Here is a 25,131-nt window from a genome sequence, read left to right as displayed (position 1 = left end):
TAAATAGATATGTTAAAAAAGTTTATTGAAAGACCCGTATTATCTACGGTAATTTCTATCCTTATATTGATATTGGGTATACTGGGGCTTATATCGCTTCCGGTAACACAATATCCAGATATTGCACCCTCTACTGTAAAAATTTCTGCTTCATATCCCGGAGCGAATGCAAAGACAGTAATGGAGTCTGTAATTATCCCGATAGAGGAACAGGTGAATGGGGTTGAAGGAATGGATTATATTTCTTCTACTGCCTCTAATAACGGTTCTGCTTCTATTGATGTTGTATTTAAACCAGGTGTAGATGGAGATATCGCACAGGTAAACGTACAAAACCGTGTGGCACGTGCTACACCATTATTACCTTCGGAGGTAACTCGTTCAGGGGTTGTGACACAAAAACAACAGACATCAGCATTGATGTTTGCTTCGTTTAGTTCAACAAACCCCAAATACGATGAGATTTATCTTCAAAATTATTTGAACATCAATATTATTCCAGCCTTAAAACGTGTAAACGGTGTAGGGGATGCAACTGTGTTTGGTGCGATGACTTATTCTATGCGTATTTGGTTAGATCCTTCTCGTATGGCAAGTTATGGTTTAGTTCCTTCTGAAGTTTCTGCAGCTTTATCTCAAGAATCTCTTGAAGCTGCTGCTGGTTCGTTAGGAGAAAACTCTGGACAGTCATTCCAATATACAATTACATATTCTGGACGATACAAGACAGAAGATCAATATCGTAATATTGTTATTAAATCTTTACCAAACGGACAGGTTCTAAGATTAAAAGATGTAGCAAATGTAGAATTTGGTGCTCAATCTTATGCAGGACGTTCTGCAATGGATGGAGATCCTTCTGCTGTATTTGCTGTTTATCAAACGCCAGGATCTAATGCACAAGAAATTATTGTAAACTTAAGAGCTGAGTTAGAAAAAGCTTCTAAATTATTACCAGAAGGAGTTTCTTACACTATCTTAATGGATACAAATACATTCTTAGATGCGTCTATTTCTAAAGTTGTTCACACAATGATAGAGGCGTTTATCTTAGTATTTATTGTTGTATATATTTTCTTACAAGATCTCCGTTCTACATTAGTACCATTGATTGCGGTACCAGTGTCTATTATTGGTACATTCTTTTTCCTTAATTTGGCAGGATTCTCGTTAAACTTATTAACGTTATTTGCCTTAGTACTCGCCATTGGTATTGTGGTGGATGATGCCATTGTTGTTGTGGAAGCCGTGCATGCTCGAATGGAGTCTCATCACGAAGCTCCTATGGATGCAACGAAAAATGCGATGGATGAAATTTCTGGAGCGATTATCTCAATTACATTAGTAATGTGTGCGGTGTTCGTACCAGTAACATTTATCTCAGGACCAACCGGAGTATTCTACAAACAATTTGGTATTACTTTAATTGTTGCCATTTTAATTTCGGCATTAAATGCCTTGACATTATCTCCAGCATTGTGTGCTTTATTCTTAAAACCACATCAAGAAGGAGAGCAAAAACGTAACTTTATTCAGCGATTCTTTGATGCTTTCAATGCTTCATTTGATCGTATGACACATAAATATGGTAATTCATTCAAATTTTTAATTAAACACAAATGGATTTCATTCTTATTGATTATTGTAAGTGGTTTAGGAATTTGGGGTGTTGGAAAGATGATGCCAACAGGTTTCGTACCAACTGAAGATAATGGGTTTATTATTGGTAATATCGAGTTACCAGCGGGTGCTTCTATGGACCGTGTATATGAAGTTGAAAAAGAATTCCAGAAAAAAATTGAAAAAATTCCTGGATTAGATAAAGCAACAATTATCTCGGGTAACTCTATTATTTCTGGAGCTGGTTCTAACTATGGTATGATGTTCATTAAATTGAAGCCATTCGAAGAACGTACAACAGATGCTTTATCAGTACAATCAATCATTGGACAATTATTTGGTGCTGCAGCTCAAATTCCTGATGCTCAAATGATTTTCTTCCAACCACCATCAATTCCAGGTTTTGGTATGTCTTCTGGTTTCGAGTTGAAATTATTAGATAAAACAGGTGGAGATATTGCTGATTTTGATAAAGTTGCAAAGGAATATATTGGTGCTTTAATGCAACGTCCAGAAATTATGTATGCTCAAACATCTTTAAACACAGGTTTTCCTCAATACGAAATCGATGTTAATATTGAAAGAGCAAAACAATCTGGTGTTTCAGTAAGTTCTATTTTCTCAACTTTACAAGGATATATTGGAGGATTATATGCAGCTGACTTTACACGTTTTGGTAAACAATACCGTGTGTACATTCAAGCTTCACCAGATGATCGTATCAATGAAACAAGCTTAAATAAAATGTTCGTGAAAACGGATGCAGGTTCAATGACACCAGTTTCACAATTTGTGACTTTAAAACGTGTGTATGGTCCTAACTCTGTTAACCGTTTCAACTTATTTACATCAGCTAATATTACAGGAGCAGTAAAACCAGGATTCTCTACAGGTGATGCGATTACAGCAATTAATCAAGTTTCTGAACAAACATTATCTACTTCTTATAGTACTGACTTTACAGGTCTTACTCGTGAGGAGATTAATTCAGGTTCTCAAACAGCAATGATTTTTGCTTTATGTATCGTATTCGTGTACTTTATCTTATCTGCACAATATGAATCTTATGTTTTACCATTCGCAGTATTATTATCTGTTCCTTGTGGTATGATGGGGGCGTATTTATCTCAATGGTTAGCTGGATTAGAAAATAATATCTATTTCCAAATTGCCTTAATCATGTTGGTTGGGTTACTCGCTAAAAATGCCATTTTGATTGTAGAGTTCGCTTTACAAAGACGTGTACACGGAATGTCAATTGTTCAGGCAGCTATAGATGGAGCTAAAGCTCGTTTACGTCCAATTTTGATGACATCTTTTGCCTTTATTTTAGGATTAATGCCATTAGTATTTGCAACAGGTGTATCATCTGCTGGTAACCGTTCTGTAGCTACTGGAGCAGCATTTGGTTTATTGGTAGGTACAATTTTAGGTTTATTTGTTATTCCAGTATTGTTTGTTGTTTTCCAAACATTACAAGAAAAAGTTAAACCAGTTAAATTTGATCGTCCACAAGAAGAAATTGAACATAATAATTCAATCTAAAAATGAAAAAGTACAGAATATTTAATATTACTTTAATCGCAGCTGGATTGTTTGCTGTTCAGTCTTGTTTCGTAGCAAAAGATTATCATCGTCCTGAAGCTGTTGTAAATGAAGCAAATTTCAGAACAGATGTTATTGCAAAAGACAGTGCAAGTGTTGCAACTGTTTCTTGGAAACAAATTTTTACAGACACTCAATTACAAGCTTTGATTAATCAAGGTTTACAAAATAATTTAGATATACGTTCAGCACTGCAAAATATTGCAGTTGCTGAGGCGTATGCTAAACAAGGTAAAGCAGGTTATTTACCAACTTTATCTGTAGGTCCGAAATATACGTTTACAGAAAACTCTCGTAATACTCAATTTGGTGCATTGATGTCAAAACGTGCACAAAGTCAATACGAAGTTTCAGGGAACTTAAGTTGGGAAGCAGATATTTGGGGTAAAATTAGAAGTAATCAACGTGCATCTGCAGCAACTTATTTGCAAACTGTAGAAGCACACAAAGCGGTAAAAACGCAAATTGTTGCATCTATTGCAAATGCATATTACAACTTATTGGCTTTAGATGAGCAAAAAAGAATTTTAGATAAAACTTTAATCAACCGCGAGCAAAGTTTAGAAACAACGAAAGCTTTGAAAGAAGCTGGGAATGTAACAGAAGTTGCAGTTAACCAAACAGAAGCGCAATTGTTCAATGTGAAATCATTATTGGTTGACGTTGAAAATGGAATTAAGATGAATGAAAATGTGATGAGTATTTTGTTAGGAACAAATCCTCAATCTATTAATCGTACAAACTTAGCTTCTCAAAAAATTGACGAAAAATTATCTGTTGGTGTTCCAGCTCAATTATTAGAAAATCGTCCTGATATCAAAGCTGCAGAGTTTGGATTGATGAACGCTTTTGAGAATGTTAACGTTGCGAATGCAAGTTTTTATCCTTCTCTTTCTATTACTGCAACAGGTGGTGTACAAGGAATTGATATTGATAAATTATTTAGTGCGCAATCTTTATTTGCAACGGTGATCGGTAGCTTAACTCAACCTTTGTTACAACAACGTAAATTGCGTACGCAAAAAGAAGTTGCTTTAGCAAATCAAGAAAATGCTTTGATTAATTATAAAAGCAAAATCTTAAATGCAAGTAAAGAGGTTTCTGATGCGTTATACACATACGATGCAGCAACGAAGAAAGCTGAATATAAACAAAAAGAATATCAATTATACAATCAAGCAATTACCTATTCTGAAGAATTGTTAAACTACGGTATGGCAAACTATTTAGAAGTAATTACAGCAAGAGACAATGGGTTGAATGCTGAATTGAATGTTGTTGATGCGAAATTATCATCTTTATCATCAATGGTCGAATTATATCGCGCTGTTGGAGGTGGATGGCAATAAGCAATTCTAATCTTAAGAAAAAAACCTCTCAAATATTTGAGAGGTTTTTTTATACTTCTATTTCTCTAAAACTTCGCAATGAATAATATTGTGAGAAGTTCCTACAAATTCTATTAACCAATTTTCAGTAGTTTCTTCAATTCGATTTTCATCTTTCCAAATTAGATAATCAAATGAAATTGGAATCGAAACAAATTTACTTTTTGGATGAGAAGCAAGTTCACTCAAATCTTCTTCAATTTTTTGTTCCATTTCAAATAAATCTTTTGGTTTTGATTTATGAAAACTATAATAATCAATCGCGATTAATTCTAATATAATTTTGTCGTTTGTAAATGTTTGCGCAAAATCGTAAATCGTTTGAAAAACATCGTTCAAGGTATGTTTGTGAAACAAATGATGCTGCTCAAAATATTGTCCTAATCCCATCAAATAATCGAAAATAGAATACTTTTGACTAATATATTTCAGCGTTTCTGGCGTTCTTGGTTTGTTCCAATAAATCTCCAGAGCATTTTCTAAAGCAGTAATATTTTCTAAATCATTTTCACTTAAAAAATCACTTTTTATAATTTGATAAGGCGGCATTGGATCAAAATGGTAACCATAGTTTTCATATTTTTGACGAACTGGAGTCCCTTTCAGAAATTTCAGAAAACCTAATTGCAATTCTGGTGGATATAGTTTAAAGGTTTCTTCGAAACTAAATTTCAAATCATCAATATATTCCAAAGGTAAACCAACAATTAAATCTAAATGCATCTCAATACGATCTTTCAATTGATTGATAACATTTGACGTTTTTTCAAAATTTTGCTTGCGCGAAACTTCTCGATTACTTTGTTGATTAACGGTTTGAATTCCGATTTCGAAACGGAAAAGATTTTTTGGAACATTTTCGTTGATGAATTTTATAATATCAGGATGAACAATATCTGCTGTAATCTCGAACTGAAAAACATTTCCTTCACGATAATGATCCAAAATAAATTGAAACAATTCGATCGTAAAATCACGTTTTATATTAAATGTTCGATCCAAAAACTTAATTGTTTTTCCATGCTTCATCAAATACAACAAATTTTCTTTAATGGTTTCCATCGGCAAATAGCGCATTTTATTGTCTAAACTTGCTAAACAAAACTCACATTTATAAGGACATCCACGAGAAGTTTCGATGTAACAAACCTTCTTTTCCAAATCCGCTGGATTATCGTATTGATAAGGATTTCGACCTTTTAATCGATTAATATCAAATTGAATATTTTGTGCATTGAAAACAACTTTGTTCTCTTTTTTGTAAACTAAATTCGGTACATTTTCTATTGCGGGATAATTTGCTGCAAATTCCTCGAACGGAATTTCTCCTTCACCTACAATGATATAGTCGATATAATCATTTGCAATCACATCATCATATTCGTAACTAACTTCTGGTCCACCCAACAAAATTTTAGTTTCAGGAGAAATTTGTTTGATTCGTTTACAAACTTCTAACGTCTGCGTAATATTCCAAATGTAGCAACTAAAACAGATAATATTGTATTTAACGCATTTTTCTGCAACTTCATCAAAGTCAGATTTAATCGTAAATTCTTTCCAAAAAATATTTCCATGATGATGATTTAAATCGTACAAAATACGAATTGCCAAATTGAGGTGAATATATTTTGCGTTTAAAGTCGTTAATAAAATTGATGATTGCATAATTTGTAATTGATTTGCAAAAATAATAATTAAAAACCTATCGCTGTACCGCCCAAAGAAACACTTGTTTTGTTATATTTTGTAGGCGTTTTTTTCTTTTTCACTTTGATTGAAAAAATAACAGGTTCTAATGGTAATTCGTTCTTTGTTTCAAATTCACTAATTTTCATGACTTTGTCTAAACCTTTTGTAATTTCTCCAAAAACTGTAAAATCATGATCTAAACGAGGCTGTCCGCCATTTTTTAAATATTCAGCGCGTTGTTCTGCTGTAAATTTGATTCCTTTTTTAGTTTCCAAATCATCTAATTCTTTCGCTGTAATTTTTTTTCCTACAACAAAATAAATTTGATTGTAATAAGAAGCTTTTTCTTTATTTCCATCTCGACCAGCACCTAAAGCTCCCATTTTATGAAAAGCTTTCGGATTAAATTCTGGCGCTAAACGAATCGGTTTTTGCTCTGGATGTTCGGCTTCTCGCGCCAAAATAGGATCATCTAATTCGCCTCCTTGAATGACGAAATCTTTCACAACTCTGTTAAATTGTGCATTTGTATAAGTTCCTTTATTAATCTCACTCAAAATCAAATCGCGATGTTTGGGAGTGAAATCATATAACATTACATCAAATTTTCCGTAATTAGTTTTGAATTTTAAAGTATAGGTTTGCGCAGAAACAAAACTCGAAATTGAAAATCCAATTCCGAGAGCAATATTTTTTAATAATCGATGATTCATTGTAAATTTTCTTGTTCTAAAGATAACAACAAATATAGAAATCTGAATGATTTTAAGCTAAATTCATAATCATAATTAAACTTCCAACACCAATAATTACCCATAAAATAATCGCCATTAATAACGGTTTGTAGCCGATATTTTTCATCATTTTGAATGATAAACTTGTGCCGATTAAGAATAATGTAAGCGTAAGAGCAGCTTTAGATAGATCGATAATAATTGGACTAAATTGATGGACAAAAGGTACATAGGTATTCACACAAATAGCGATTAAAAATAGACCAATAAACCACGGAATATTAATTTTTGATGTGTTGTTTTTGAAAAACAATAAGGTTAAAAACGATAATGGAATAATCCAAAGTGCGCGAGCTAATTTCACTGTTGTAGCGATTTGTAAAGCTTCTTCTCCGTATTTACTTGCTGCTCCAACGACAGAACTTGTGTCGTGAATTGCGATAGCGCACCATAAACCAAATTCGTGTTGAGATAAGTTGAATAAATGTCCAAGCGGTGGGAAAATCAATAATGCAATTGAGTTTAATGTGAAAACTACTGCTAAAGCAACCGAAATTTGATTGGGTTTTGCTTTTGTAATTGGCGCGATTGCAGCGATTGCACTTCCTCCGCAAATTGCTGTTCCAGCGGAAATTAGGTAGCCTGTAGCTTTTTCAATTTTGAAGAGTTTGGTAAATAAAAATCCTAAAATCATCAACGTAGAAATACTTACAACGGTGAATACAATTCCTTCTTTTCCTGCTTGTATAGCCGAAAAAATATTCATTCCGAATCCTAAACCTACCACAGCAACTTTCAGTAAAGTGTTTGATACTTTTCGTGATTGTACTTCGTATGGATTTCCAAATATTTGCGCAACAACAAATCCTAAAACTAATGCGATAGGAGAGCTTATAAAAGGCATTAAACATAGAAATGCACAAATTAAAAAGATAACTTTTTGTGTAGTGAATTGTTGAAATAAGCCTTTTTCTGAATGTATAATTTTCATGATTTGAATAATTTTATGGTACAAATTTCTTGTACTTATTATTCAAAAAGAAATGATAAAAAGTAATCTATTATTACTTTAAGTTATAACTATTGCAAAAATTAATAAACAAATTCACCAATTTAGATTGATCACCTTCTGGAATGATAAAATTGAAATTACGTTCTATCACAAGGTTTTTAATGTCAATAATAGTTAAAGTTTGATTTTTAAGTTCTTGTAAAATAGATTGAATTGATAAAAACGCTAAAGCATCAGAATGTAACACATACGATTTTATACTTTCTGTACTTCCCAATTGAATTTCGATATTGAGTTCATTTAGCTTTATATTTTTCGATTTTAAAGCTAAATCAATGGTTTCTAAAGTTCCAGAACCAGGTTCCCGAAAAACCAACGGAATGTTCTTTAAATCATCTAATTTGATATTATTTTTGGTAAAAATAGAATGATTTTGACGAGAAACTAACACAATTTCATCTTTCATAAACGGAAAATAATGAAACGTTCTATTTTTGATTTGAGCTTCAATTAAACCGACATCGATTTTATGATTTCCTAATAATTCTTCAATTCTTTCCGAATTTTGAATCACCAAACTCAATTGAATTTCAGGAAATCTTTTTCGAAATTCTGCCAAAATAGGAGGTAATACATATTGCGCAATTGTCGTACTTGCACCCAAACGTAAAATTCCTTTTTGTTTTTCTTGTAATTGCCCAATTTCAAATTCCATTTTTTGATAAACAGAAAAAATTTCTTCTGTATATTTTAATAGAATTTCACCAGCTTTGGTCAATTTTATTTTCGTCCCATTTCGTTCAAATAACTTAATGTTAAGATTTAATTCAATTTCTTTAATGTGTTTTGTAACAGCTGGTTGTGTTATGTTTAATTCGTTTGCTGCTTTCGTGAAATTCAATCGTTTAGCAACCGTATCAAAAACTTTTAATCTAAAATCGAACATAAGAAATTATTGAAATAAGCTTAAATTGTATTGCTTTACCAAATCCAAAATCATATGATATCCAGCTGCGGAATTCCCATGTTCGTCAAGTGCAGGACTGAAAACGCCGATACCAATTTTGTTTGGAACGGAAACGGTAATTCCGCCACCAACGCCAGATTTACTTGGTAAACCAACGGTGCGTGAATATTTGCCACTAAATTCATACATTCCAGCAGTCAACATTTGAGATTGAATTAACTGTGAGATTTCTGGATTTTTATACGTTGCATCACCATCAAAACGTGTGCATTGATGCGCAAAGAAATAACCAATTTTAGCTAAATCTTCGGCAGTTACTTCGATAGAACATTGTTTGAAATAGTTGTTCAACTTTTCTTCATCACCTTCAATCAAGCCATTATTTTTCATCAAATAAAACATTCCACGATTTTTGTGTCCCGTTTCTTTTTCAGAATTATAAACGGATTTGCTATAATCTATCGAATTATTTTTGGTGATGTAGCGAACCATTTCAAGGATTTTTTTGAAAGGAATTTCACCTTCACCATCAATCATAGAAGTTGTTAAAATCGCACCAGCATTCATCATTGGATTCAGAGGTTTTCCTGTCGTTTCAAGGTTTGCGTAATGATTAAATGGTTTATCTGTTCCGAAATAACCCATTTTAGAAAATACATTTTTCTCCCCTTTTTCTGTAACAGCAATCATCAACGCAATGATTTTAGAAATACTTTGAATTGTAAATTTTTGATTGATATCGCCAACATTTATCACTTTACCATTTTCATTAACTACAGAAAAAGCAATTTTATCCGCTTGCATTTTTCCTAATTCTGGAATATAATCGGCAACTTTTCCTTCTTTGTAAAAAGCTTTATTTCTCTCAAGAATATCGTTTAATGTTTTTTCATTAATCTGTAAACTTCTCGAACTATTTTTTGACATATTTTGTCCATAAACAGTTTGATTAATTGGATTAAAACATGTTAAAGTAAGACTTAGAAGTAATGTTGAGAATGTATATCGTTTCATTTTATTTGATGTAAAACACAAACTTAAAAAATATTTGGTTGATTCGCCGAGATAAAATAGTTTTATATAAAATGTAGAATCTAAAATTTATAAAAAAATGAAATATTTCGTCCTATTGTTATCGAGTTTGTCTTTTGCGCAAACCTATCAAGTGATTAATGAGGAAAATTCGTCTGTTAGTTACCGAGGTTTGGCTTTTCAGGATGCAAAAACGTTTATTGTTTCTGGCTCAAAAAATACAATTGGTAAAACGATAGATGGTGGTAAAACATTTAGTTGGATTAACCCGAAAGTTGTTGAAAATAGAGATTTTAGAGATGTAGAAGTTTTAGGAAAAGATAACTATTTAGCTTTAGGAATTGATTCTCCTGCTTATGTTTTGCAAACGAAAGATGGCGGAAAATCATGGAATAAAGTGTATGAAAATAATGAAAAAGGTATTTTTTTAGATGCAATTTATGTGGATAAAACTTCGAAAAAGATTATTGTCTTGGGCGATCCAATGTCGCCAGATAAACCATTTGTATTAACGTCTTCGATTACTGATCCGACAAAATGGGAAGTTGCAAAATCGCTTCATGGTCAACCTTTGCGTTTAAAAAATCCGAAAGAAGCTTTTTTTGCTTCAAGTGGAAGTAATTTGTATGTAGATGCAAAGCAAACCTTGATTGTGACAGGAGGAGAGCTATCGAATTTATACTATTATACGCCAAAAGGTGGTCAAATGTATGCGTTAGAGAAAACAAAAAGTTCTACTTCTGGAATTAATGGAATGGCTTATGACGCAACAAATAATGTAGGATATTTGGTTGGTGGAGATTTTACAAAACCAGAAGATTCGAGCTATAATTTCTATAAATTTAAGTTGACAAATGGTAAAATTGCTTTTCAAGATTCATGGAAATATCCAACAGGATATAAATCTGGCGTAACAATTATTTCAAAAGATAAAGTCTTGGTTTGTGGATATTCTGGAGTGGATTATTCAGCAGATGGAGGACATAATTGGACAACTATTACACAAGATAGTTACAATACGTGTACAGTTTCGCCAGATAAGAAATATGTGATTTTGGTTGGGAATAAAGGAAAGATAGGAAAAGTTACGTTATAAAGATTTTCTAAAATTAAAATTAGATTAGAAATTGATTTTCAATTTTATAAATATTAGTTTCTTAGTAAATTTGAATAACCTAATACAATTCATAGTAAAGGGTGGTTAGTAGTTTTTTTAGTAAAAGTTCAGATATTTTTTATCTGAACTTTTTTCGTTAAAATTATTCTTAAAGTTGAGAATTAATTCTTCTTATGATTTCATAATCTTTAACTTTAATAAAATTCAATCTAAAAAATATTCAAAATGAAAAGAAGTGCAAAAGCAGTTTGGAATGGTTCGGTTACAGAAGGATCAGGAACATTAACCACACAAAGTACAGTATTAGATAATACGCAATATTCGTTCAAAAGTCGATTTGAAGAAGGAGTAGGAACAAACCCAGAAGAACTTCTGGCAGCGGCTCATGCAGGTTGTTTTACAATGAAAACTTCTGCATTACTTGGAGACGCAGGTTATACAGCAGAAAAATTAGAAACCGATTGTAAAATTGTTTTTGAAGGAGGAAAAGTTGTTCGATCAGAATTAAGTTTAACAGCAAGTATTCCTTCGATTACAGATGAAGAATTTCAGAAAATAGCAAAAGAGGCAGAAGAAACCTGTCCGATTAGTGTTTCATTTAGTTTCGAAAAAGTGTTGATTTCTGCAGTTTTAGTTGAATAAATTGATAGAATCAAAATAGAAAATCCAACAAATTACTTGTTGGATTTTTTGTTATTTCAAAACTGGAATTTCGATGTAAGAATCGTGATAAATTCGTTGTGTTTGTTTCAAGAAATCTTTCGCGGTTGCTTCATAAACATTCATAAATTGTTGCGGATTGCGGTCTGCTAAAGGAAACCATGTATTTTGAACTTGAATCATAATACGATGTCCTTTCTTGAAAGTATGTCCAACATCTGGCATAGAATACGTTACATTTGTTTTCAGATTAGGAACCATTGCTTCGGGTTTTTCAAAACTATTGCGGTATTTTCCTCGCATAATTTCGGCACGAATCAAATTTTGATATCCAGCCATCAATTTCCCATTATATTTTGGTGTATCTTCAGGAAAAACATCAATCAATTTTACTACATAATCAGCATCTGTTCCTGTTGATGAAACAAATAAATGATTTATAATTGGACCTGTGATTGTCATATCTTCCGTTAAAATATCGGTTTGATAAACCATAACATCAGGACGAGTTGACGCAAATCGTTGATCATCGACCATATATTCTCGTGGACGACTTTCTAAAACACCACCTTGATATGGAACAGGATTATTTGGATCTGCTACATATTCATCAAAACTTGTATTATTAGTCTGTTGAAAAGATATTTTTCCGTTGGCTTGCAAATACATTTTCTGAGTTGTCACATTCTTTGGTGGCCAAGTATCAAACTGTTTCCATTCGTTAGAACCTGTGATAAAGATTTGCGCTTCTGTCGGTTTGAAATTTCCTTTATCTTTTAAATAATAATTGAAAAAAGGTAATTCAATTTGTTGCTGATAATATTCACCTGTTGGCGTTCCAAACTGCATATCGCCAAACGTATCGGCTTTAGAGCGAACCCAACCACCATGAAACCATGGTCCAGCGACCAAAATATTTGTCGCATTCGGATTTTGCTTTTCAATTGCTTTATAAGTTTCAAAAGCACCATAAACATCCTCTGCGTCAAAGAAACCACCAACCGTCATCACAGCAGGTTTCACATTGGTAAGATGTGGCAAAGGATTTCTATCTTGCCAAAATTGATCATAATCAGGATGTGCAAACAAATCATTGTAGAATTTGATATTATCTTGAAAATATTTATCCTTCAATTCCTTTACAGATCCACCTTCTAAATAAAAACGGTAATTATCTTTGATTGGATATTCTAATGATTTTGGACCTTTATCTGGCGTAATTGGTTGCGGACGTTTTACACCAAATGACGACATAAATTTGAAAGAATCATTCAGAAATAATACACCATTGTGATGAAAATCGTCGCCTAAAAACCAATTCGTAACTGGTGCTTGTGGCGAAACAGCTTTCAAGGTTGGATGCGAATTAACTAAACTCATTGTTGAATAAAAACCAGGATAAGAAATTCCATAGATTCCAGCTTTTTGGTTGTAATTTTTCATGTTTTTTGCCAACCATTCCAATGTGTCGTACGTATCTGTACTTTCGTCAATCGCTTTTTTATTTTTCGTTTTATTAACAGGTCGTACATCTTCAAATTCACCCTCGCTCATCCATTTTCCTCTCACATCTTGGTACACGAAAATAAAACCTTCGCGCATTTCTGCAGGGAAATTTCCAAGCGATTTTTTATACTCATTTGCTCCATAAGGCGCTACGGTATAAGGTGTTCGATTAAGTAAAACAGGATATTTTTTGGTTTGATCTTTTGGCGTATAAATAGCCGTGAACAATTTCGTTCCATCTCGCATCGGAATCAATTGTTCGGTCTTTTCATAATGCTCTCTAACATAGGCAGAATCTGCTTTTGCAACTTGCGCATAGCTAATTCCACTCATCAAAATAAGACTAAGTAGAGTTGCTTTTTGAGTAAATTTTTTCACGTGTTTATCAATTTTACAATACTATAAATGTAAAAAACTTTTAAATTTTACACTTATAAATCGAATTATTTTCTACAAATGATTTCAATATCGATAAAGTTTTAATTATTTTTTATGAATTTGAAAATTCGAACACTTTTTTTGACTAAATTAGTTAGCCAAAATCAATTGAAATGAAGTTAACTGCAAAAGCAACAATTCAAATTCAGAAACCTAAAAATGAAGTTTTTGATGCGATTGTTAATCCAAATAAGATGAATCAATATTTTATCGCTTCTTCTACGGGTGCTATCGAAACTGGAAAAATTGTTGAATGGAAATTCCCTGAGTTTGATGATATTTTTCCTGTAATGGGAGGCGATTTAAAACAAGATGAATACATTTCGTTTGATTGGAGTGGCGGTGTTGATGATATGTTGGTGGAAATTTTTCTTGAAAAAGGAGAAAATGATTCGACAATTGTCAAAGTCATTGAACATGAAATGAATGATGATGAAGCTGGAATTAAGCAATTGATGGGACAAACAGAAGGTTGGGCTAATTTCTTGGCTTGTTTGAAAGCTTATCTCGAATATGGAATTAATTTGCGCAAAGGTGCTTTTGATTTTATGAAACCTTAAAAATGAACAAAAGACATACGTATGATCACAATCGAAACAATAATAAATGCTCCAATAGATCAAGTTTGGAAAGCTTTTAATTCTCCTGAAGATATTGTAAAATGGAATCAAGCTTCTGATGATTGGCATTGTCCGAAAGCAGAAAATGATTTGCAAGTTGGTGGAAAATTAAAGAATACGATGGCTGCGAAAGATGGCAGTTTTCAATTCGAATTTGAAGCTAAATATGATGAAATCATTCCAAATAAATTTATTCGTTATTACATCGCAGATGGTCGTAAGGTTGAAATTAATTTTCATGAAGAAAATAATTTAACCAAAATCACAGAAAAATTTGAACCAGAAAGTCAAAATCCTACTGAAATGCAACAACAAGGTTGGCAAGCTATTTTGAATAGTTTCAAAAATTATGTTGAATCAAATCGATAAAAATAGTAGAAGATGGAAGAAAATAAATCGAAAATTGGTCAAATGGTTTGGGCTGATTTAACTGTTGAAAATTCGACTGAATTAAAAGATTTTTACAAAGAAGTGATTGGTTGGGAAGTCAAAAATGTTGCGATGAAAGATGGCGAAGAAGAATACAATGATTATGCAATGATGTCTTCTCCAGAAAATGCGGCTGGTGGAGTTTGTACGAAACGTGGTATGAATAAAGGAATTCCTTCTCAATGGATTATGTACATTAGTGTAGAAAATGTTGCGGAAAGTTTACAAAAAGCGTTGGAAATGGGAGGGAAATCTATTCATGAGATTAAAAATAAAGAAGGAAATCTTCAATTTGCAATTGTAGAAGATCCTGCTGGAGCTGTTTTTGGATTAGCAAATGCTTAAAATATGAAAAAAGTATCGTTTACAGAAGTAATTTATGCGCAGCCTAAACATGTGCATAAAGTAATGATTGCGCCAGATTCGTATAAAATTTGGACGAAATCGTTTAGTGAAACTTCAGATTTTAAAGGAGATTGGTCCGAAGGTTCTCATGTTTATTTCACTTATGATACCGAGAAAGGTTCGGCAGCGATGATTGCTACAATAGATGAAAATATTATTGGAAAATCAATCAAAATGCGTCATATAGGAAAGCTGAATGAAGAAGGTCAAGAAATTTTTGATGGACCAGAAATTGATGCGTGGAAAAATACAGAAGAAACCTATAAAATGGAAGATGTAGAAGGTCACACACGATTAACCTGTTCGGTGGAGATAGATGATCAGGTTTTTCCAGAAACTCAAGTCAGAGAAATGTGGATAAATGCACTGCGCAAACTGAAAGAGATTTGCGAAGATTAATTATGATGACAGATAATTTCACAACTATTGATGAATATATTCTTGGGTTTGATCAAGCTAAACAGGAGATTTTAGAAAACGTAAGAAAAATTATTCATGAAGCTGTACCAAGAGCAATGGAAACGATTAATTATAAAATGCCAACATTTCGTTTGAATGGAAATGTGATTCATTTTGCGATGTTCAAAAATCATGTAGGGATTTATCCTGGAGCAGAAACAATCGAACATTTTAAAAATGATTTAACCGATTATAAAACATCAAAAGGTACAATACAACTTCCTTTGGATAAAGTTTTACCGAAGAAATTATTGAGAGAAATTGTGTTGTATAAAGTTAGTTTGATGAAAGATCAGAAAGCTGAAGAATGGACGAAATACAATGGTAATTGGGCAGAAGCGAATGAGAAAATTCAACAAGTTGTAAATGAAACGGAACTTGTAAAAGAGTTTAAATGGGGTGGAGATATTTATACGTTTAACAAGAAAAATGTGTTGGCATTTAGTGGTTTCAAAAATCATTTTGCGTTGTGGTTTCACAATGGCGTTTTCTTGAAAGATCAATATAAAGTTTTGGTGAATGCGAATGAAGAAAAAACGAAAGCTTTGCGTCAATGGAGATTTAATTCTGCCGATGAAATTGATGTCGAAAAAGTAAGAGAATATGTCTTAGAAGCGATTCAATTGGTGAAAGACGGAAAGGAAATAAAACCTCAAAAATCTGTACCAAAAGAAGTTGATGGGATTTTGAAAGAAACTCTAAATCAAAACAATAAATTATTTACTTCATTTAAAGCTTTAACTTCAGGAAGACAAAAAGAATACATCGAATATATTGATGAAGCAAAACAAGAGAAAACGAAAATTTCTCGCATCGAAAAAATAAAACCTATGATTTTAGAAGGAAAAGGTTTGAATGATAAATATCGAAAATAATGCAATATGAAGTCGCAAATTTAGAAGAATATTTAACGTCAATTCCAGTAGAAAGAAAAGAAGCTGTTGAGAAATTAATTAAAATTTTGGCAGATAAATTACCCACTGGTTTCGAGTTGCAGTTGAGCTATGGTCATCTTGGGTTTGTTGTACCGTTTTCACTTTATCCGAATGGTTATCATTGCGATCCGAAATCACCGTTGCCGTTTATCAATATTGCTTCTCAAAAGAATTTCATTGCGTTATATCACATGGGAATTTATATGGACAATAAATTGCTGAATTGGTTTGTTGATGAATATCCAAAATACTCAAAACGTAAATTAGATATGGGAAAAAGTTGTATTCGTTTCAAAAAAGTGGAGGATATTCCGTTCGAATTAATCGGAAAATTAGCGCAAAAAATTACGCCACAAGAATGGATAGAAAATTATGAAAAAGTTCTACTTAATCGAAAAAAATAAATCATGTCACAAATCGATAAATTTTTAAATAAATTACAAAAAAATAATAACCGCGAATGGTTTACAGAACATAAAGTTGAATTTGATACAGCGAAAGCTGAAGCAGATTCAATTTTCAATGTGATTTACCAAGAATTAAGTAAAAAGGAAGAATTAGAACCGCTTAAAATTTATAGAATTTACAGAGATGTTCGTTTTTCTCATGATAAAACTCCTTATAAAACTCATTTTTCTGCGCAAACAGGTCGCAAAAAACCGCTTAATAGAGGTGGGTATTATTTCCATATTCAACCGAATCATAATTTTATAGGTGTTGGTTTTTGGGGACCAGAGCGCGATGATTTGCTTCGTATCAGAAAAGATATTGAAGTTTCGGATGAATTAGCAAAGATTTTGCAATCAAAAACGATTCAGAAAGAATTTGGAGAAATGCAAGGAGATGAAGTGAAATCTGCGCCAAAAGGTTTCTCTAAAGATCATGAACGAATTGAATTATTACGTAAAAAGCAATATTTGTTTATTAAGAATTTTACAGATGAAGAAGTTTTAGCAAAAGATTTTCCGCAGAAAGTGGCGAAATCAATTCAAGTTCTTCAACCATTTTTAGATTATATGACCGAGGTTTTAACAACCGATGAAAATGGTCAATCATTATATTAAAAAAATAATCACAAAAAACACAATATTATGGCTAAAGTACACGCTTACTTAAATTTTAACGGAGATTGCGAAAAGGCATTTCAGTTTTATGAAACTGTTTTTGAAACGCAAAATATTGGGATGTATAAAATGGGAGATATGCCGCCAAATCCAGAATTTCAGATTCCAGAAAGTGCAAAGGATAAAGTTTCGCATGTGGCATTGTTTATTAATGAAACAACAATGTTAATGGGTTCTGATATTATTGAAGAATTTGGACATCAATACAAAGCTGGAAATAATAATTACATTATGCTTGATGTTGATAATCCCGCAGAAGCGCATCAATTATATGATCGTCTTTCGGTAAATGCAAAATCGTTAGAAATGCCTTTGGCTGAGCAGTTTTTTGCTGAGCTTTATGCGTCTTTTATTGATCAATTTGGAACACCTTGGATGATTCATTTCGAAGGAAATAAAGCGCATTCGATGTAAAATATAGTTTAAGAATAAAACATAAAACCTCTCAACTTGAGAGGTTTTTGTTTACTATACATTTACGTTCGTTGCTTGTAACATAAGTTGATGAAGATCTGTATTTTTTACAAATGGCTTCAACAAATCACTTCCTGGTCCATACATAGCTAATTCTACATAATCGCCCGAGTGATCCATACTTATCCAACCTACATTGTTGTGTTTTTTCTGAATTTCAGAGAAAAATTTGAACGGAAGCTTTTTGAAATTATATAATCCTTCTTCTTTATCCAAACCTTTGTAAAAATCTAACATATGTTTTGCTTCATCATCAGTTAAACTAAAACCATTTGTTTCGACAATCCAATCTTTGATTTCTTGTATATTAAAATCTTCGTGAATTTCATTCAAAATATGTTCGTTGGTATATTTATAATTAACAATACTTTCAAATTTTTTGTTTACATCAGCTCCATAAATAGTTCCTGGATTTGCATTTCCGTGATCAGTTGTGATGATAACTAACGTATTTCCATCCTTTTCAGCAAAATCCATTACAGTTTTGATTGTTTCATCAAATGCAATTTGATCATTTATTAATCCTGCAACATCATTTGCATGTGCCGCCCAATCCACTTTTCCAGCTTCTACTTGCAATACAAAACCATTTTGATGATCTTTCAAATTATCAATCGCAACCTTAGTCATTTCGGCAAGTGTAGGAATAGATTTATTTTTTGAGAGATTTTTATGATCGATTGCGTAAGGAATTGCTCCAGTATTGAAAATACCTAATAGAGATTTATTGTTTTGAGATTTTCCTAATTCCTCCTTTGTTTTCGCAATTTGATAGCCTTTATTTTTATAAATAGCATACAAATCTTTCTTGTCTTCTCTTTTGGATGAATTAAAAAACTCATCACCACCACCTAATAAAACATCAATGCCAATTTCGGCATATTTTTCAGCTATCTCTGGTTCTGCATTTCTACTTGCAGAATTTATACAAAAACCAGCTGGAGTGGCATGAGTAATAGTAACTGTAGTCACACACCCTGTTCTTTTACCCGCTTTTTTGAACTTTTGCCAAATCGGAACATGATGTTCTCCATTCGTGCTAATATTTAATACGCCATTTTTCACACGAATTCCACCTCCAAAAGCTGAACTTGCAGCAGCTGAATCGGTAACAATAGAACTTGCAGAAGCGGTGTCCATTAAAGCTCTTTTTACTTTATTTTCTTCATAAAGATTTATCCAATTACCATTTTTTCCATGCAATTGTATGTTGTACAAATTAGCCATAGCAAGAGTTCCGGAACTCATTCCATCACTTATCATAAAAATAATATTCTTTGCAGAATTTGTAGAAAGATTAGGTTTGATTTTATTTTGAGCAAATAAATCGAAAGGATTTAGAATTAAGCCTGTAGAAATTAATGCCGATCCTCTAAGAAATTTACGTCTATCCATTTTATTATTTTTGTAAATGAATAGATTATTTCTGAGAAGTGTTTTAGCTTATTGTTAAATCTTATTAATGATACAATCTAAATCCTAATTTCAGGCATATATTGGCGTGTTTATCAAACAATGCATGTACAAGCTCTTCTTCGTCATCAATTTCTTTTGCTAAACAAAAATAATATTGATCTAAAATTGTACTCAAAATTGGAGAAGGGTTTACATATCCAGATAAGGCTTTTGCTCCTGTAACATCAATAAAATATTGAAAACTTTCGTCTTCCAAATTTAAACTCATTGTATTTGCAAAATGAACAATTTTATCGGTTAGTTTTCCTTGAAAAATTTCTGCTACTTCTTCCAAACTATAGTAATAATCATCAATTTGAATTTGATTTCCTTCGCCTTCAAAAACTAAATAAATGATTTTATAATCTCTAAAATATTTATCATGATAAAGAAGATTGGTCAAACTTTCTTCGAAACCTTCAAAGCTATCAGTCGTTTTATAAACATTTGTAATCTGAAATTCTCGAGCCAAATGTTCCAAAAATTCCAATAATTGCGAATCATTTTGCTCTTCAATATCTGCTACAGATTCCAAACAAAACAATTTGAAATCATCTTCGTCTTCAGTTCGTATAATATCCTTCATCTATTTTACTATTTTTCAAAGGTAAGATGTAATTTTTAAATGATTAAAATCACGCGAACAATGATTAATATTTATTAATTTAGAATTATTCTATATAAATAAATTTAATGAAAAATAATATTGATTTACAAAATCTTGCGGAACAATTGAGTTGTCCAAATGGAGACGAAGGAATTGAAGTTGGTGAGCAAATGAATGAAAGTAATTTTGGTATGATAAAAACGACAATAGATCATTTACAATTACAAAATAAAGAACAAATATTAGAGTTAGGTCATGGAAATTGTAAGCATTTACCTTATGTATTAAATCAAGCAAAGGATTTAGAATATATTGGTTTAGAACTTTCACAGGTCATGAAAAATAGTGCTATCACGAACAATTCTGATTATTTGAATGCAAATATTAGATTTGAAATAATTATGGATGAAAGAATTCATTTTTTATGAAAAACGTTTTGATAAAATTTTCACAGTGAATACAATCTATTTTTGGAAAAATCCTAAATTTTTCTTGAGTGAAATTTATAGAGTCTTGAAATTCAATGGGGAATTTGCTCTTACTTTTGCTAAAAAGGAATTTATGGAAACTTTACCTTTTACTCAATTTGGCTTCAATTTATACACAGAAGACGAAGTGATAAAACTATTGAAATCAGCTAAATTTTCTATTGAAAATAGAAAAACATTTTCAGAAAGTGTAATTAGCAAAGCTGGCGAAAAAGTTGAAAGAGAGTATAGTATAATTATTGCAAAAAAATAAAATGATTTTTATTGATAATAAACTTAATTTTTTTGAGAAAAGAATGAGTAAATAATTTCTAAAGTAGAAAGAATTAGCAGAAATTTGTATCCTTATTTCAAGAATATGAAACAACCACAAAGAGTATTCGATTTATCTCGATTTCAAGAAAAAAATACACCTAACATTTCGATTTTTAATTACAAAGAAAAAGGAGAATGGAAGGGAATTTCGACAACAGATTTTATCAATCGAGTAAATAATATTTCGAAAGGTTTGATTGCAAATGGTGTTCAACAAAATGATAAAGTTGCGTTAATCAGCGAAAATCGTTTAGAATGGAATTTAGTAGATTTTGCAATTCAGCAAATTGGAGCTGTTGTTGTGGCAATTTATCCCAATATTTCGGATAATGATTACGAATTTATTCTAAATGATGCCGAAATTAAACTTTGTTTTGTGAGCAATGATGCGTTGTATCAACGATTATTAGGAATCAAAGATCGTATTCCAAATCTTGAACAAGTTTATACATTTAATACTTATCCGCATACACCAAATTGGATTGAGCTAATTTCGAAAGGAATTTCTATTTCTGATGAGGTTTTACAAACGAAGATGGACAATGTAAAACCAACTGATTTAGCAACTCTTATTTATACTTCTGGAACAACAGGAAACCCGAAAGGCGTTATGCTTTCTCACGAAAATTTATTGGCTGATGTCAATAGTTCCGAATATTCTTTTCCTGTAAAAGCGTATGATAAAGCGTTGTCTTTTTTACCTGCTTGTCATGCGTATGAACGCGTCTTTCAATACGTGTACATCAAAATGGGATTACCAATCTATTTTGCACAATCAATGGATACGATTGGGCAAGATATGAAAGAAGTTCAACCACATATTTTTTCGGCTGTTCCACGTGTTTTAGAGAAAGTTTACGATAAAATAATGGCGACTGGAGAACAATTAACAGGAGTTAAAAGAGCTTTATTCTTTTGGGCAATTTCGTTAGGAGAACAGTATGATTTAGATGAATCAAAACTTTCTGCTTGGTATAAATTTCAATTAAACATTGCTCGAAAATTAATTTTTTCGAAATGGAAAGCGGCGCTTGGCGGTAATGTCAAAGGAATTGCATCGGGAAGTGCAACTTTACAAACTCGTTTATTAAAATTGTATTTAGCAGCCGGAATTCCAATTTACGAGGGTTATGGTTTAACAGAAGCCGGACCTTGTTTATCTGTAAATTGTATCAAACGTGGAATGAAAATCGGAACTGTCGGAATTCCTCTGATTGATATCGAAATTAAATTAGCTGAAGATGGAGAAATCTTAGCAAAAGGTAAAAATATCATGCAAGGATATTATAAAAATCCTGTAGCGACTGCTGAAGTTTTGAAAGATGGTTGGTTGTATACGGGCGATATTGGTGAATGGGTTGATGATAAATTCTTAAAAATTATCGATCGTAAAAAAGAAATGTTCAAAACTTCTGGAGGAAAATATGTTGTGCCACAACAAATTGAGAAAATTCTTTCCGAATCTAATTATATCGAACAAATTATGGTAGTTGGAGAAGGACGAAAATTCCCGGCTGCTTTGGTTATTCCTTCTTATGAAAACTGTATTGATTGGGCAAAAACAAATGAATCTTCATTGATTAATTTACCTCGTGAAGAGTTTTTAACACATCCAAAAATTTATGAATTGATAGGAAATGAGATCAACAAATTAAATATCAATTTTGGAAATTGGGAAAAAATTAAAAAATTTCATTTATTATCTTATGAATTTACAATTGAAGCGGGAGAATTAACACCAACTTTGAAGATGAAACGTAAAATCATTTCAGAAAAATATAAAAAAGAAATTGACGGAATTTATCAATAAAAACATCAATTTTTTAGAAAAATAATGAAGCAAGATTTTTATTAATCTTGCTTTTTTCATGAAATAAAACTGATTTATGAAAATTTTGAACCAAATTTGCACTCTTTTTTATAAAGTTTAGTATTTAGAAAATGAATAATCCTACACGAATTTTTGACTTAGCTTATCGTCAACAAGAACTTTATCCCAATCATAATATGTTTGCAAGTAAAATAGATGGCGAATGGAAGTTTACAAAACCATCCGAATTTATTGCGCAAACAAGAGAAATCTCTAAAGGTTTATTGGCTTTGGGAGTTAAACCTGGCGATCGAGTAGGACTTGTATGTGAAAGCCGCTATGAATGGCATGTAATTGATTTTGCAATTCAGCAAATTGGTGCTGTTGTAGTAGCGATTTATCCAAATATTACAGATTTTGAATATCAATTTATTTTCAATGATGCAGAAATACAATTGTGTATTGTAAGTACAAAAAATTTGTATGAACGTATCAATAAAATGTTTGGCACAATTTATAGTTTAGAATACGTTTTTGCTATTAATGAGTTCCCAGATTCTCGAAATTGGTCAGAATTAAAAGAAATTGGAAAAGATATTACAGACGAATATGTAAATAACCTTAGTTCAATTGTCCGAAATTCAGATTTAGCAACTTTAATTTATACGTCTGGTACAACAGGAAAACCGAAAGGTGTAATGTTATCTCATAATAATTTGGTTTCGAATTTTATTGCGGCAAAAGAAATTGTAGTGTTAGAAGAAGGAACAAGAGGTTTGACTTTTTTACCGCCTTGTCATACATACGAAAGAACTGTAATTTATACCTATTTATATATTGGTGTAACGGTTTATTTCGCCGAAGGTTTTGAAAAAATTGGTGATAATATCAATGAAGTACAACCTCATATCATGACTGCTGTTCCTCGAGTGATGGAAAAAGTTTATGAGAAAATCCTAAAAACAGGTAGCGCTTTAACAGGAAAAAAACGAAAAGTTTTTGATTGGGCGATTAATATTGCTTCTCAATATGAACCTGATGCGAAGAAACGATCTTTGGTGTATAATGTGAAGTTAGCTTTAGCTCGAAAATTAGTTTTGAATAAATTTTATGAAGCGTTAGGAGGTAATTTCAAATATATTATTTCGGGAAGTGCTTCGTTGCAAGGTAAAATTGCGCGTGTTTTTATGGCGGCTGGATTACCATTTTTTGAAGGATATGGAATGACGGAAACTTCGCCTTTAATCACTGTAAATAATCCGCATAAATTAGGTGTTCGAATAGGGACTGTGGGTTCACCAATAAAAGATGTTAAGGTAAAATTAGCCGAAGATGGAGAAATTTTGGTTCAAGGTCCTAATGTGATGATGGGCTATTATAAAAATCAAAAAGCGACCGATGAGGTCATTATTGATGGATGGTTGCACACAGGTGATATTGGAGTTTGGGAGGAAGGAGAAGGTCATTTCTTGAAAATCATTGATCGTAAAAAGGAAATGTTCAAAATTTCTGGTGGAAAATATGTTGTTCCTCAACCAATTGAAACAAAACTTGTCGAATCAAATTTTATTGAGCAAGCAATGATTGTTGGTGATGCGCAAAAATTTGCGTCAGCTTTTATTGTTCCGAATTATGCAAATCTGAAAGAATGGGCAAAAGAAAATGCACCTGAAATTAGTAATCTTTCTCGCGATGAATTCATAGCATCTACAGAAGTTCATAAAGTAATTAATCAAGAAGTTCGTAAAGCAAATCAGTTTTTTGGAAATTGGGAACAGATTAAGAAACCAGCAATTTTAGCGCATGAATTTACGATTGAAGGTGAAGAATTAACTCCAACTTTGAAATTAAAACGTAAAGTTATTCTAAAGAAATATCAGAAAGAATTCGAAGAAATTTATAAATAAAAAAATCCCTCAATTCATCATGAGTTGAGGGATTTTTTTATGGATTCATTCTTTCGTTAGTATAACCACGAATCACAGTATAATCTACTTTTTCAATACTATCCATAAAAGAAGCGTTATCGGTATATATAATAAAATCTACTTTCTCTTAGCTATTTCCATGAGTTTCAAATTCATTATAAAGTGAATTAACTTGAAGTTTACCATTATTCTCTCTTAAGAATAATTCAAAAAATGAATCATTTTCTCCTTTTGGAATAAAATAATTAGTTGGTAAATGTTTACAATCACAATTATCAGTGCTTAAATAATAGTGTCCAGAACATTGTAAT

24 protein-coding genes are annotated in these 25,131 nt (G+C 31.8%); 16 read left to right on the top strand and 8 right to left on the bottom strand.

What is annotated here, in order from left to right; all coding sequences use genetic code 11:
- The first annotated feature begins 9 nt into the window (after nucleotides 1–9).
- Nucleotides 10–3,165 (top strand): efflux RND transporter permease subunit, encoded by a 3,156-nt coding sequence (locus G0Q09_RS03415; protein ID WP_219033974.1) that lies wholly within the window; start codon nucleotides 10–12, stop codon nucleotides 3,163–3,165.
- A 2-nt stretch (nucleotides 3,166–3,167) separates the two neighbouring features.
- The gene (locus tag G0Q09_RS03410; protein WP_219033973.1) at nucleotides 3,168–4,574 is read left to right on the top strand and encodes an efflux transporter outer membrane subunit; all 1,407 of its coding nucleotides are present in this window, start codon (nucleotides 3,168–3,170) and stop codon (nucleotides 4,572–4,574) included.
- 57 nt (nucleotides 4,575–4,631) lie between these two features.
- On the opposite strand, the gene G0Q09_RS03405 is transcribed toward G0Q09_RS03410, so the two are convergent.
- From G0Q09_RS03405 to glsA, 5 genes are all read right to left on the bottom strand, one after another.
- On the bottom strand, nucleotides 4,632–6,281 hold the full coding sequence (locus G0Q09_RS03405) for a B12-binding domain-containing radical SAM protein (protein ID WP_219033972.1): 1,650 nt from the start codon (nucleotides 6,279–6,281) through the stop codon (nucleotides 4,632–4,634).
- Nucleotides 6,282–6,310: 29 nt separating this feature from the next.
- Nucleotides 6,311–7,018 (bottom strand): peptidylprolyl isomerase, encoded by a 708-nt coding sequence (locus G0Q09_RS03400; RefSeq protein WP_219033971.1) that lies wholly within the window; start codon nucleotides 7,016–7,018, stop codon nucleotides 6,311–6,313.
- Nucleotides 7,019–7,070: 52 nt separating this feature from the next.
- The gene (locus G0Q09_RS03395; RefSeq protein WP_115000367.1) at nucleotides 7,071–8,030 is read right to left on the bottom strand and encodes a YeiH family protein; all 960 of its coding nucleotides are present in this window, start codon (nucleotides 8,028–8,030) and stop codon (nucleotides 7,071–7,073) included.
- Between the two features lie 73 nt (nucleotides 8,031–8,103).
- Complete coding sequence (locus tag G0Q09_RS03390) at nucleotides 8,104–8,997, bottom strand: LysR family transcriptional regulator (protein ID WP_219033970.1); 894 nt, start codon at nucleotides 8,995–8,997, stop codon at nucleotides 8,104–8,106.
- Nucleotides 8,998–9,003: 6 nt separating this feature from the next.
- Nucleotides 9,004–9,945: a glutaminase A gene (gene glsA, locus G0Q09_RS03385; protein WP_371875726.1), complete on the bottom strand. Its 942-nt coding sequence runs from the start codon at nucleotides 9,943–9,945 to the stop codon at nucleotides 9,004–9,006.
- Nucleotides 9,946–10,129: 184 nt separating this feature from the next.
- Here glsA and G0Q09_RS03380 point away from each other — a divergent pair, with 184 nt between their 5' ends.
- Entirely contained in the window at nucleotides 10,130–11,146 is a 1,017-nt protein-coding gene (locus G0Q09_RS03380) for a YCF48-related protein (RefSeq protein ID WP_219033968.1), read from the top strand.
- A 246-nt stretch (nucleotides 11,147–11,392) separates the two neighbouring features.
- Nucleotides 11,393–11,809: an OsmC family peroxiredoxin gene (locus G0Q09_RS03375; protein ID WP_115000360.1), complete on the top strand. Its 417-nt coding sequence runs from the start codon at nucleotides 11,393–11,395 to the stop codon at nucleotides 11,807–11,809.
- A 51-nt stretch (nucleotides 11,810–11,860) separates the two neighbouring features.
- On the opposite strand, the gene G0Q09_RS03370 is transcribed toward G0Q09_RS03375, so the two are convergent.
- Nucleotides 11,861–13,711 (bottom strand): CocE/NonD family hydrolase, encoded by a 1,851-nt coding sequence (locus tag G0Q09_RS03370; RefSeq protein ID WP_286494907.1) that lies wholly within the window; start codon nucleotides 13,709–13,711, stop codon nucleotides 11,861–11,863.
- 173 nt (nucleotides 13,712–13,884) lie between these two features.
- Between G0Q09_RS03370 and G0Q09_RS03365 the strand changes: the two genes are divergently transcribed.
- The 8 genes from G0Q09_RS03365 to G0Q09_RS03330 are packed head-to-tail and all read left to right on the top strand — an operon-like array spanning nucleotide 13,885 to nucleotide 18,157.
- Nucleotides 13,885–14,331 carry an SRPBCC domain-containing protein gene (locus G0Q09_RS03365; protein WP_219033967.1) on the top strand — a complete coding sequence of 149 codons (447 nt, stop codon included), beginning with the start codon at nucleotides 13,885–13,887 and terminating at the stop codon, nucleotides 14,329–14,331.
- A 21-nt stretch (nucleotides 14,332–14,352) separates the two neighbouring features.
- Nucleotides 14,353–14,760, top strand: coding sequence for an SRPBCC family protein (locus tag G0Q09_RS03360; RefSeq protein WP_219033966.1), 408 nt, complete (start codon nucleotides 14,353–14,355; stop codon nucleotides 14,758–14,760).
- Nucleotides 14,761–14,772: 12 nt separating this feature from the next.
- A complete protein-coding gene (locus G0Q09_RS03355) occupies nucleotides 14,773–15,165 on the top strand; it encodes a VOC family protein (RefSeq protein ID WP_125350072.1) in 393 nt (130 codons plus the stop codon).
- 3 nt (nucleotides 15,166–15,168) lie between these two features.
- Nucleotides 15,169–15,624 carry an SRPBCC domain-containing protein gene (locus G0Q09_RS03350; protein WP_125350073.1) on the top strand — a complete coding sequence of 152 codons (456 nt, stop codon included), beginning with the start codon at nucleotides 15,169–15,171 and terminating at the stop codon, nucleotides 15,622–15,624.
- Complete coding sequence (locus G0Q09_RS03345) at nucleotides 15,612–16,559, top strand: DUF1801 domain-containing protein (protein WP_125388319.1); 948 nt, start codon at nucleotides 15,612–15,614, stop codon at nucleotides 16,557–16,559. The genes G0Q09_RS03350 and G0Q09_RS03345 overlap by 13 nt, the downstream gene beginning before the upstream one ends.
- The gene (locus G0Q09_RS03340) at nucleotides 16,559–17,023 is read left to right on the top strand and encodes a DUF1801 domain-containing protein (RefSeq protein WP_219033965.1); all 465 of its coding nucleotides are present in this window, start codon (nucleotides 16,559–16,561) and stop codon (nucleotides 17,021–17,023) included. The genes G0Q09_RS03345 and G0Q09_RS03340 overlap by 1 nt, the downstream gene beginning before the upstream one ends.
- Before the next feature lie 3 nt (nucleotides 17,024–17,026).
- The gene (locus G0Q09_RS03335) at nucleotides 17,027–17,683 is read left to right on the top strand and encodes a DUF2461 domain-containing protein (RefSeq protein WP_219033964.1); all 657 of its coding nucleotides are present in this window, start codon (nucleotides 17,027–17,029) and stop codon (nucleotides 17,681–17,683) included.
- Between the two features lie 27 nt (nucleotides 17,684–17,710).
- Entirely contained in the window at nucleotides 17,711–18,157 is a 447-nt protein-coding gene (locus G0Q09_RS03330) for a VOC family protein (RefSeq protein ID WP_038330748.1), read from the top strand.
- A gap of 54 nt (nucleotides 18,158–18,211) precedes the next feature.
- Here the strand turns inward: G0Q09_RS03330 and G0Q09_RS03325 are convergent, their stop codons facing one another.
- Together G0Q09_RS03325 and G0Q09_RS03320 are read right to left on the bottom strand one after the other, a co-directional pair.
- The gene (locus tag G0Q09_RS03325; RefSeq protein ID WP_219033963.1) at nucleotides 18,212–19,612 is read right to left on the bottom strand and encodes an alkaline phosphatase; all 1,401 of its coding nucleotides are present in this window, start codon (nucleotides 19,610–19,612) and stop codon (nucleotides 18,212–18,214) included.
- Between the two features lie 64 nt (nucleotides 19,613–19,676).
- The gene (locus tag G0Q09_RS03320) at nucleotides 19,677–20,258 is read right to left on the bottom strand and encodes a DUF6642 family protein (protein ID WP_219033962.1); all 582 of its coding nucleotides are present in this window, start codon (nucleotides 20,256–20,258) and stop codon (nucleotides 19,677–19,679) included.
- 107 nt (nucleotides 20,259–20,365) lie between these two features.
- On the opposite strand from G0Q09_RS03320, the gene G0Q09_RS03315 reads away from it, so the two are divergent.
- From G0Q09_RS03315 to G0Q09_RS03300, 4 genes are all read left to right on the top strand, one after another.
- Entirely contained in the window at nucleotides 20,366–20,707 is a 342-nt protein-coding gene (locus G0Q09_RS03315) for a hypothetical protein (protein WP_219033961.1), read from the top strand.
- Nucleotides 20,685–21,020: a methyltransferase domain-containing protein gene (locus tag G0Q09_RS03310; protein WP_219033960.1), complete on the top strand. Its 336-nt coding sequence runs from the start codon at nucleotides 20,685–20,687 to the stop codon at nucleotides 21,018–21,020. Before G0Q09_RS03315 ends, G0Q09_RS03310 begins: the two co-directional genes overlap by 23 nt.
- Before the next feature lie 105 nt (nucleotides 21,021–21,125).
- Nucleotides 21,126–22,892 (top strand): AMP-dependent synthetase/ligase, encoded by a 1,767-nt coding sequence (locus tag G0Q09_RS03305; protein WP_219033959.1) that lies wholly within the window; start codon nucleotides 21,126–21,128, stop codon nucleotides 22,890–22,892.
- A 131-nt stretch (nucleotides 22,893–23,023) separates the two neighbouring features.
- Nucleotides 23,024–24,799 (top strand): AMP-dependent synthetase/ligase, encoded by a 1,776-nt coding sequence (locus tag G0Q09_RS03300; protein ID WP_219033958.1) that lies wholly within the window; start codon nucleotides 23,024–23,026, stop codon nucleotides 24,797–24,799.
- Nucleotides 24,800–25,131 lie beyond the last annotated feature (332 nt).

The sequence above is a fragment of the Empedobacter falsenii genome, from assembly GCF_019308355.1.
Lineage (GTDB): Bacteria > Bacteroidota > Bacteroidia > Flavobacteriales > Weeksellaceae > Empedobacter > Empedobacter falsenii_B.
The sequence above is the reverse complement of the archived record's forward strand: the minus strand, read 5'-3'. Positions and strand labels throughout refer to the sequence as shown.

Excerpts from the sequence above, each read along its gene's own strand:
- G0Q09_RS03400 (WP_219033971.1), bottom strand. The coding sequence starts at position 7,018 with ATGAATCATCGATTATTAAAAAATATTGCTCTCGGAATTGGATTTTCA.
- G0Q09_RS03375 (WP_115000360.1), top strand. The coding sequence starts at position 11,393 with ATGAAAAGAAGTGCAAAAGCAGTTTGGAATGGTTCGGTTACAGAAGGA.
- G0Q09_RS03405 (WP_219033972.1), bottom strand. The coding sequence starts at position 6,281 with ATGCAATCATCAATTTTATTAACGACTTTAAACGCAAAATATATTCAC.
- G0Q09_RS03360 (WP_219033966.1), top strand. The coding sequence starts at position 14,353 with ATGATCACAATCGAAACAATAATAAATGCTCCAATAGATCAAGTTTGG.
- G0Q09_RS03350 (WP_125350073.1), top strand. The coding sequence starts at position 15,169 with ATGAAAAAAGTATCGTTTACAGAAGTAATTTATGCGCAGCCTAAACAT.
- G0Q09_RS03395 (WP_115000367.1), bottom strand. The coding sequence starts at position 8,030 with ATGAAAATTATACATTCAGAAAAAGGCTTATTTCAACAATTCACTACA.
- G0Q09_RS03380 (WP_219033968.1), top strand. The coding sequence starts at position 10,130 with ATGAAATATTTCGTCCTATTGTTATCGAGTTTGTCTTTTGCGCAAACC.
- G0Q09_RS03365 (WP_219033967.1), top strand. The coding sequence starts at position 13,885 with ATGAAGTTAACTGCAAAAGCAACAATTCAAATTCAGAAACCTAAAAAT.
- G0Q09_RS03340 (WP_219033965.1), top strand. The coding sequence starts at position 16,559 with ATGCAATATGAAGTCGCAAATTTAGAAGAATATTTAACGTCAATTCCA.
- G0Q09_RS03335 (WP_219033964.1), top strand. The coding sequence starts at position 17,027 with ATGTCACAAATCGATAAATTTTTAAATAAATTACAAAAAAATAATAAC.
- G0Q09_RS03415 (WP_219033974.1), top strand. The coding sequence starts at position 10 with ATGTTAAAAAAGTTTATTGAAAGACCCGTATTATCTACGGTAATTTCT.
- G0Q09_RS03320 (WP_219033962.1), bottom strand. The coding sequence starts at position 20,258 with ATGAAGGATATTATACGAACTGAAGACGAAGATGATTTCAAATTGTTT.
- glsA (WP_371875726.1), bottom strand. The coding sequence starts at position 9,945 with ATGTCAAAAAATAGTTCGAGAAGTTTACAGATTAATGAAAAAACATTA.
- G0Q09_RS03325 (WP_219033963.1), bottom strand. The coding sequence starts at position 19,612 with ATGGATAGACGTAAATTTCTTAGAGGATCGGCATTAATTTCTACAGGC.
- G0Q09_RS03355 (WP_125350072.1), top strand. The coding sequence starts at position 14,773 with ATGGAAGAAAATAAATCGAAAATTGGTCAAATGGTTTGGGCTGATTTA.
- G0Q09_RS03410 (WP_219033973.1), top strand. The coding sequence starts at position 3,168 with ATGAAAAAGTACAGAATATTTAATATTACTTTAATCGCAGCTGGATTG.
- G0Q09_RS03300 (WP_219033958.1), top strand. The coding sequence starts at position 23,024 with ATGAATAATCCTACACGAATTTTTGACTTAGCTTATCGTCAACAAGAA.
- G0Q09_RS03390 (WP_219033970.1), bottom strand. The coding sequence starts at position 8,997 with ATGTTCGATTTTAGATTAAAAGTTTTTGATACGGTTGCTAAACGATTG.
- G0Q09_RS03330 (WP_038330748.1), top strand. The coding sequence starts at position 17,711 with ATGGCTAAAGTACACGCTTACTTAAATTTTAACGGAGATTGCGAAAAG.
- G0Q09_RS03315 (WP_219033961.1), top strand. The coding sequence starts at position 20,366 with ATGAAAAATAATATTGATTTACAAAATCTTGCGGAACAATTGAGTTGT.
- G0Q09_RS03305 (WP_219033959.1), top strand. The coding sequence starts at position 21,126 with ATGAAACAACCACAAAGAGTATTCGATTTATCTCGATTTCAAGAAAAA.
- G0Q09_RS03310 (WP_219033960.1), top strand. The coding sequence starts at position 20,685 with ATGAAAGAATTCATTTTTTATGAAAAACGTTTTGATAAAATTTTCACA.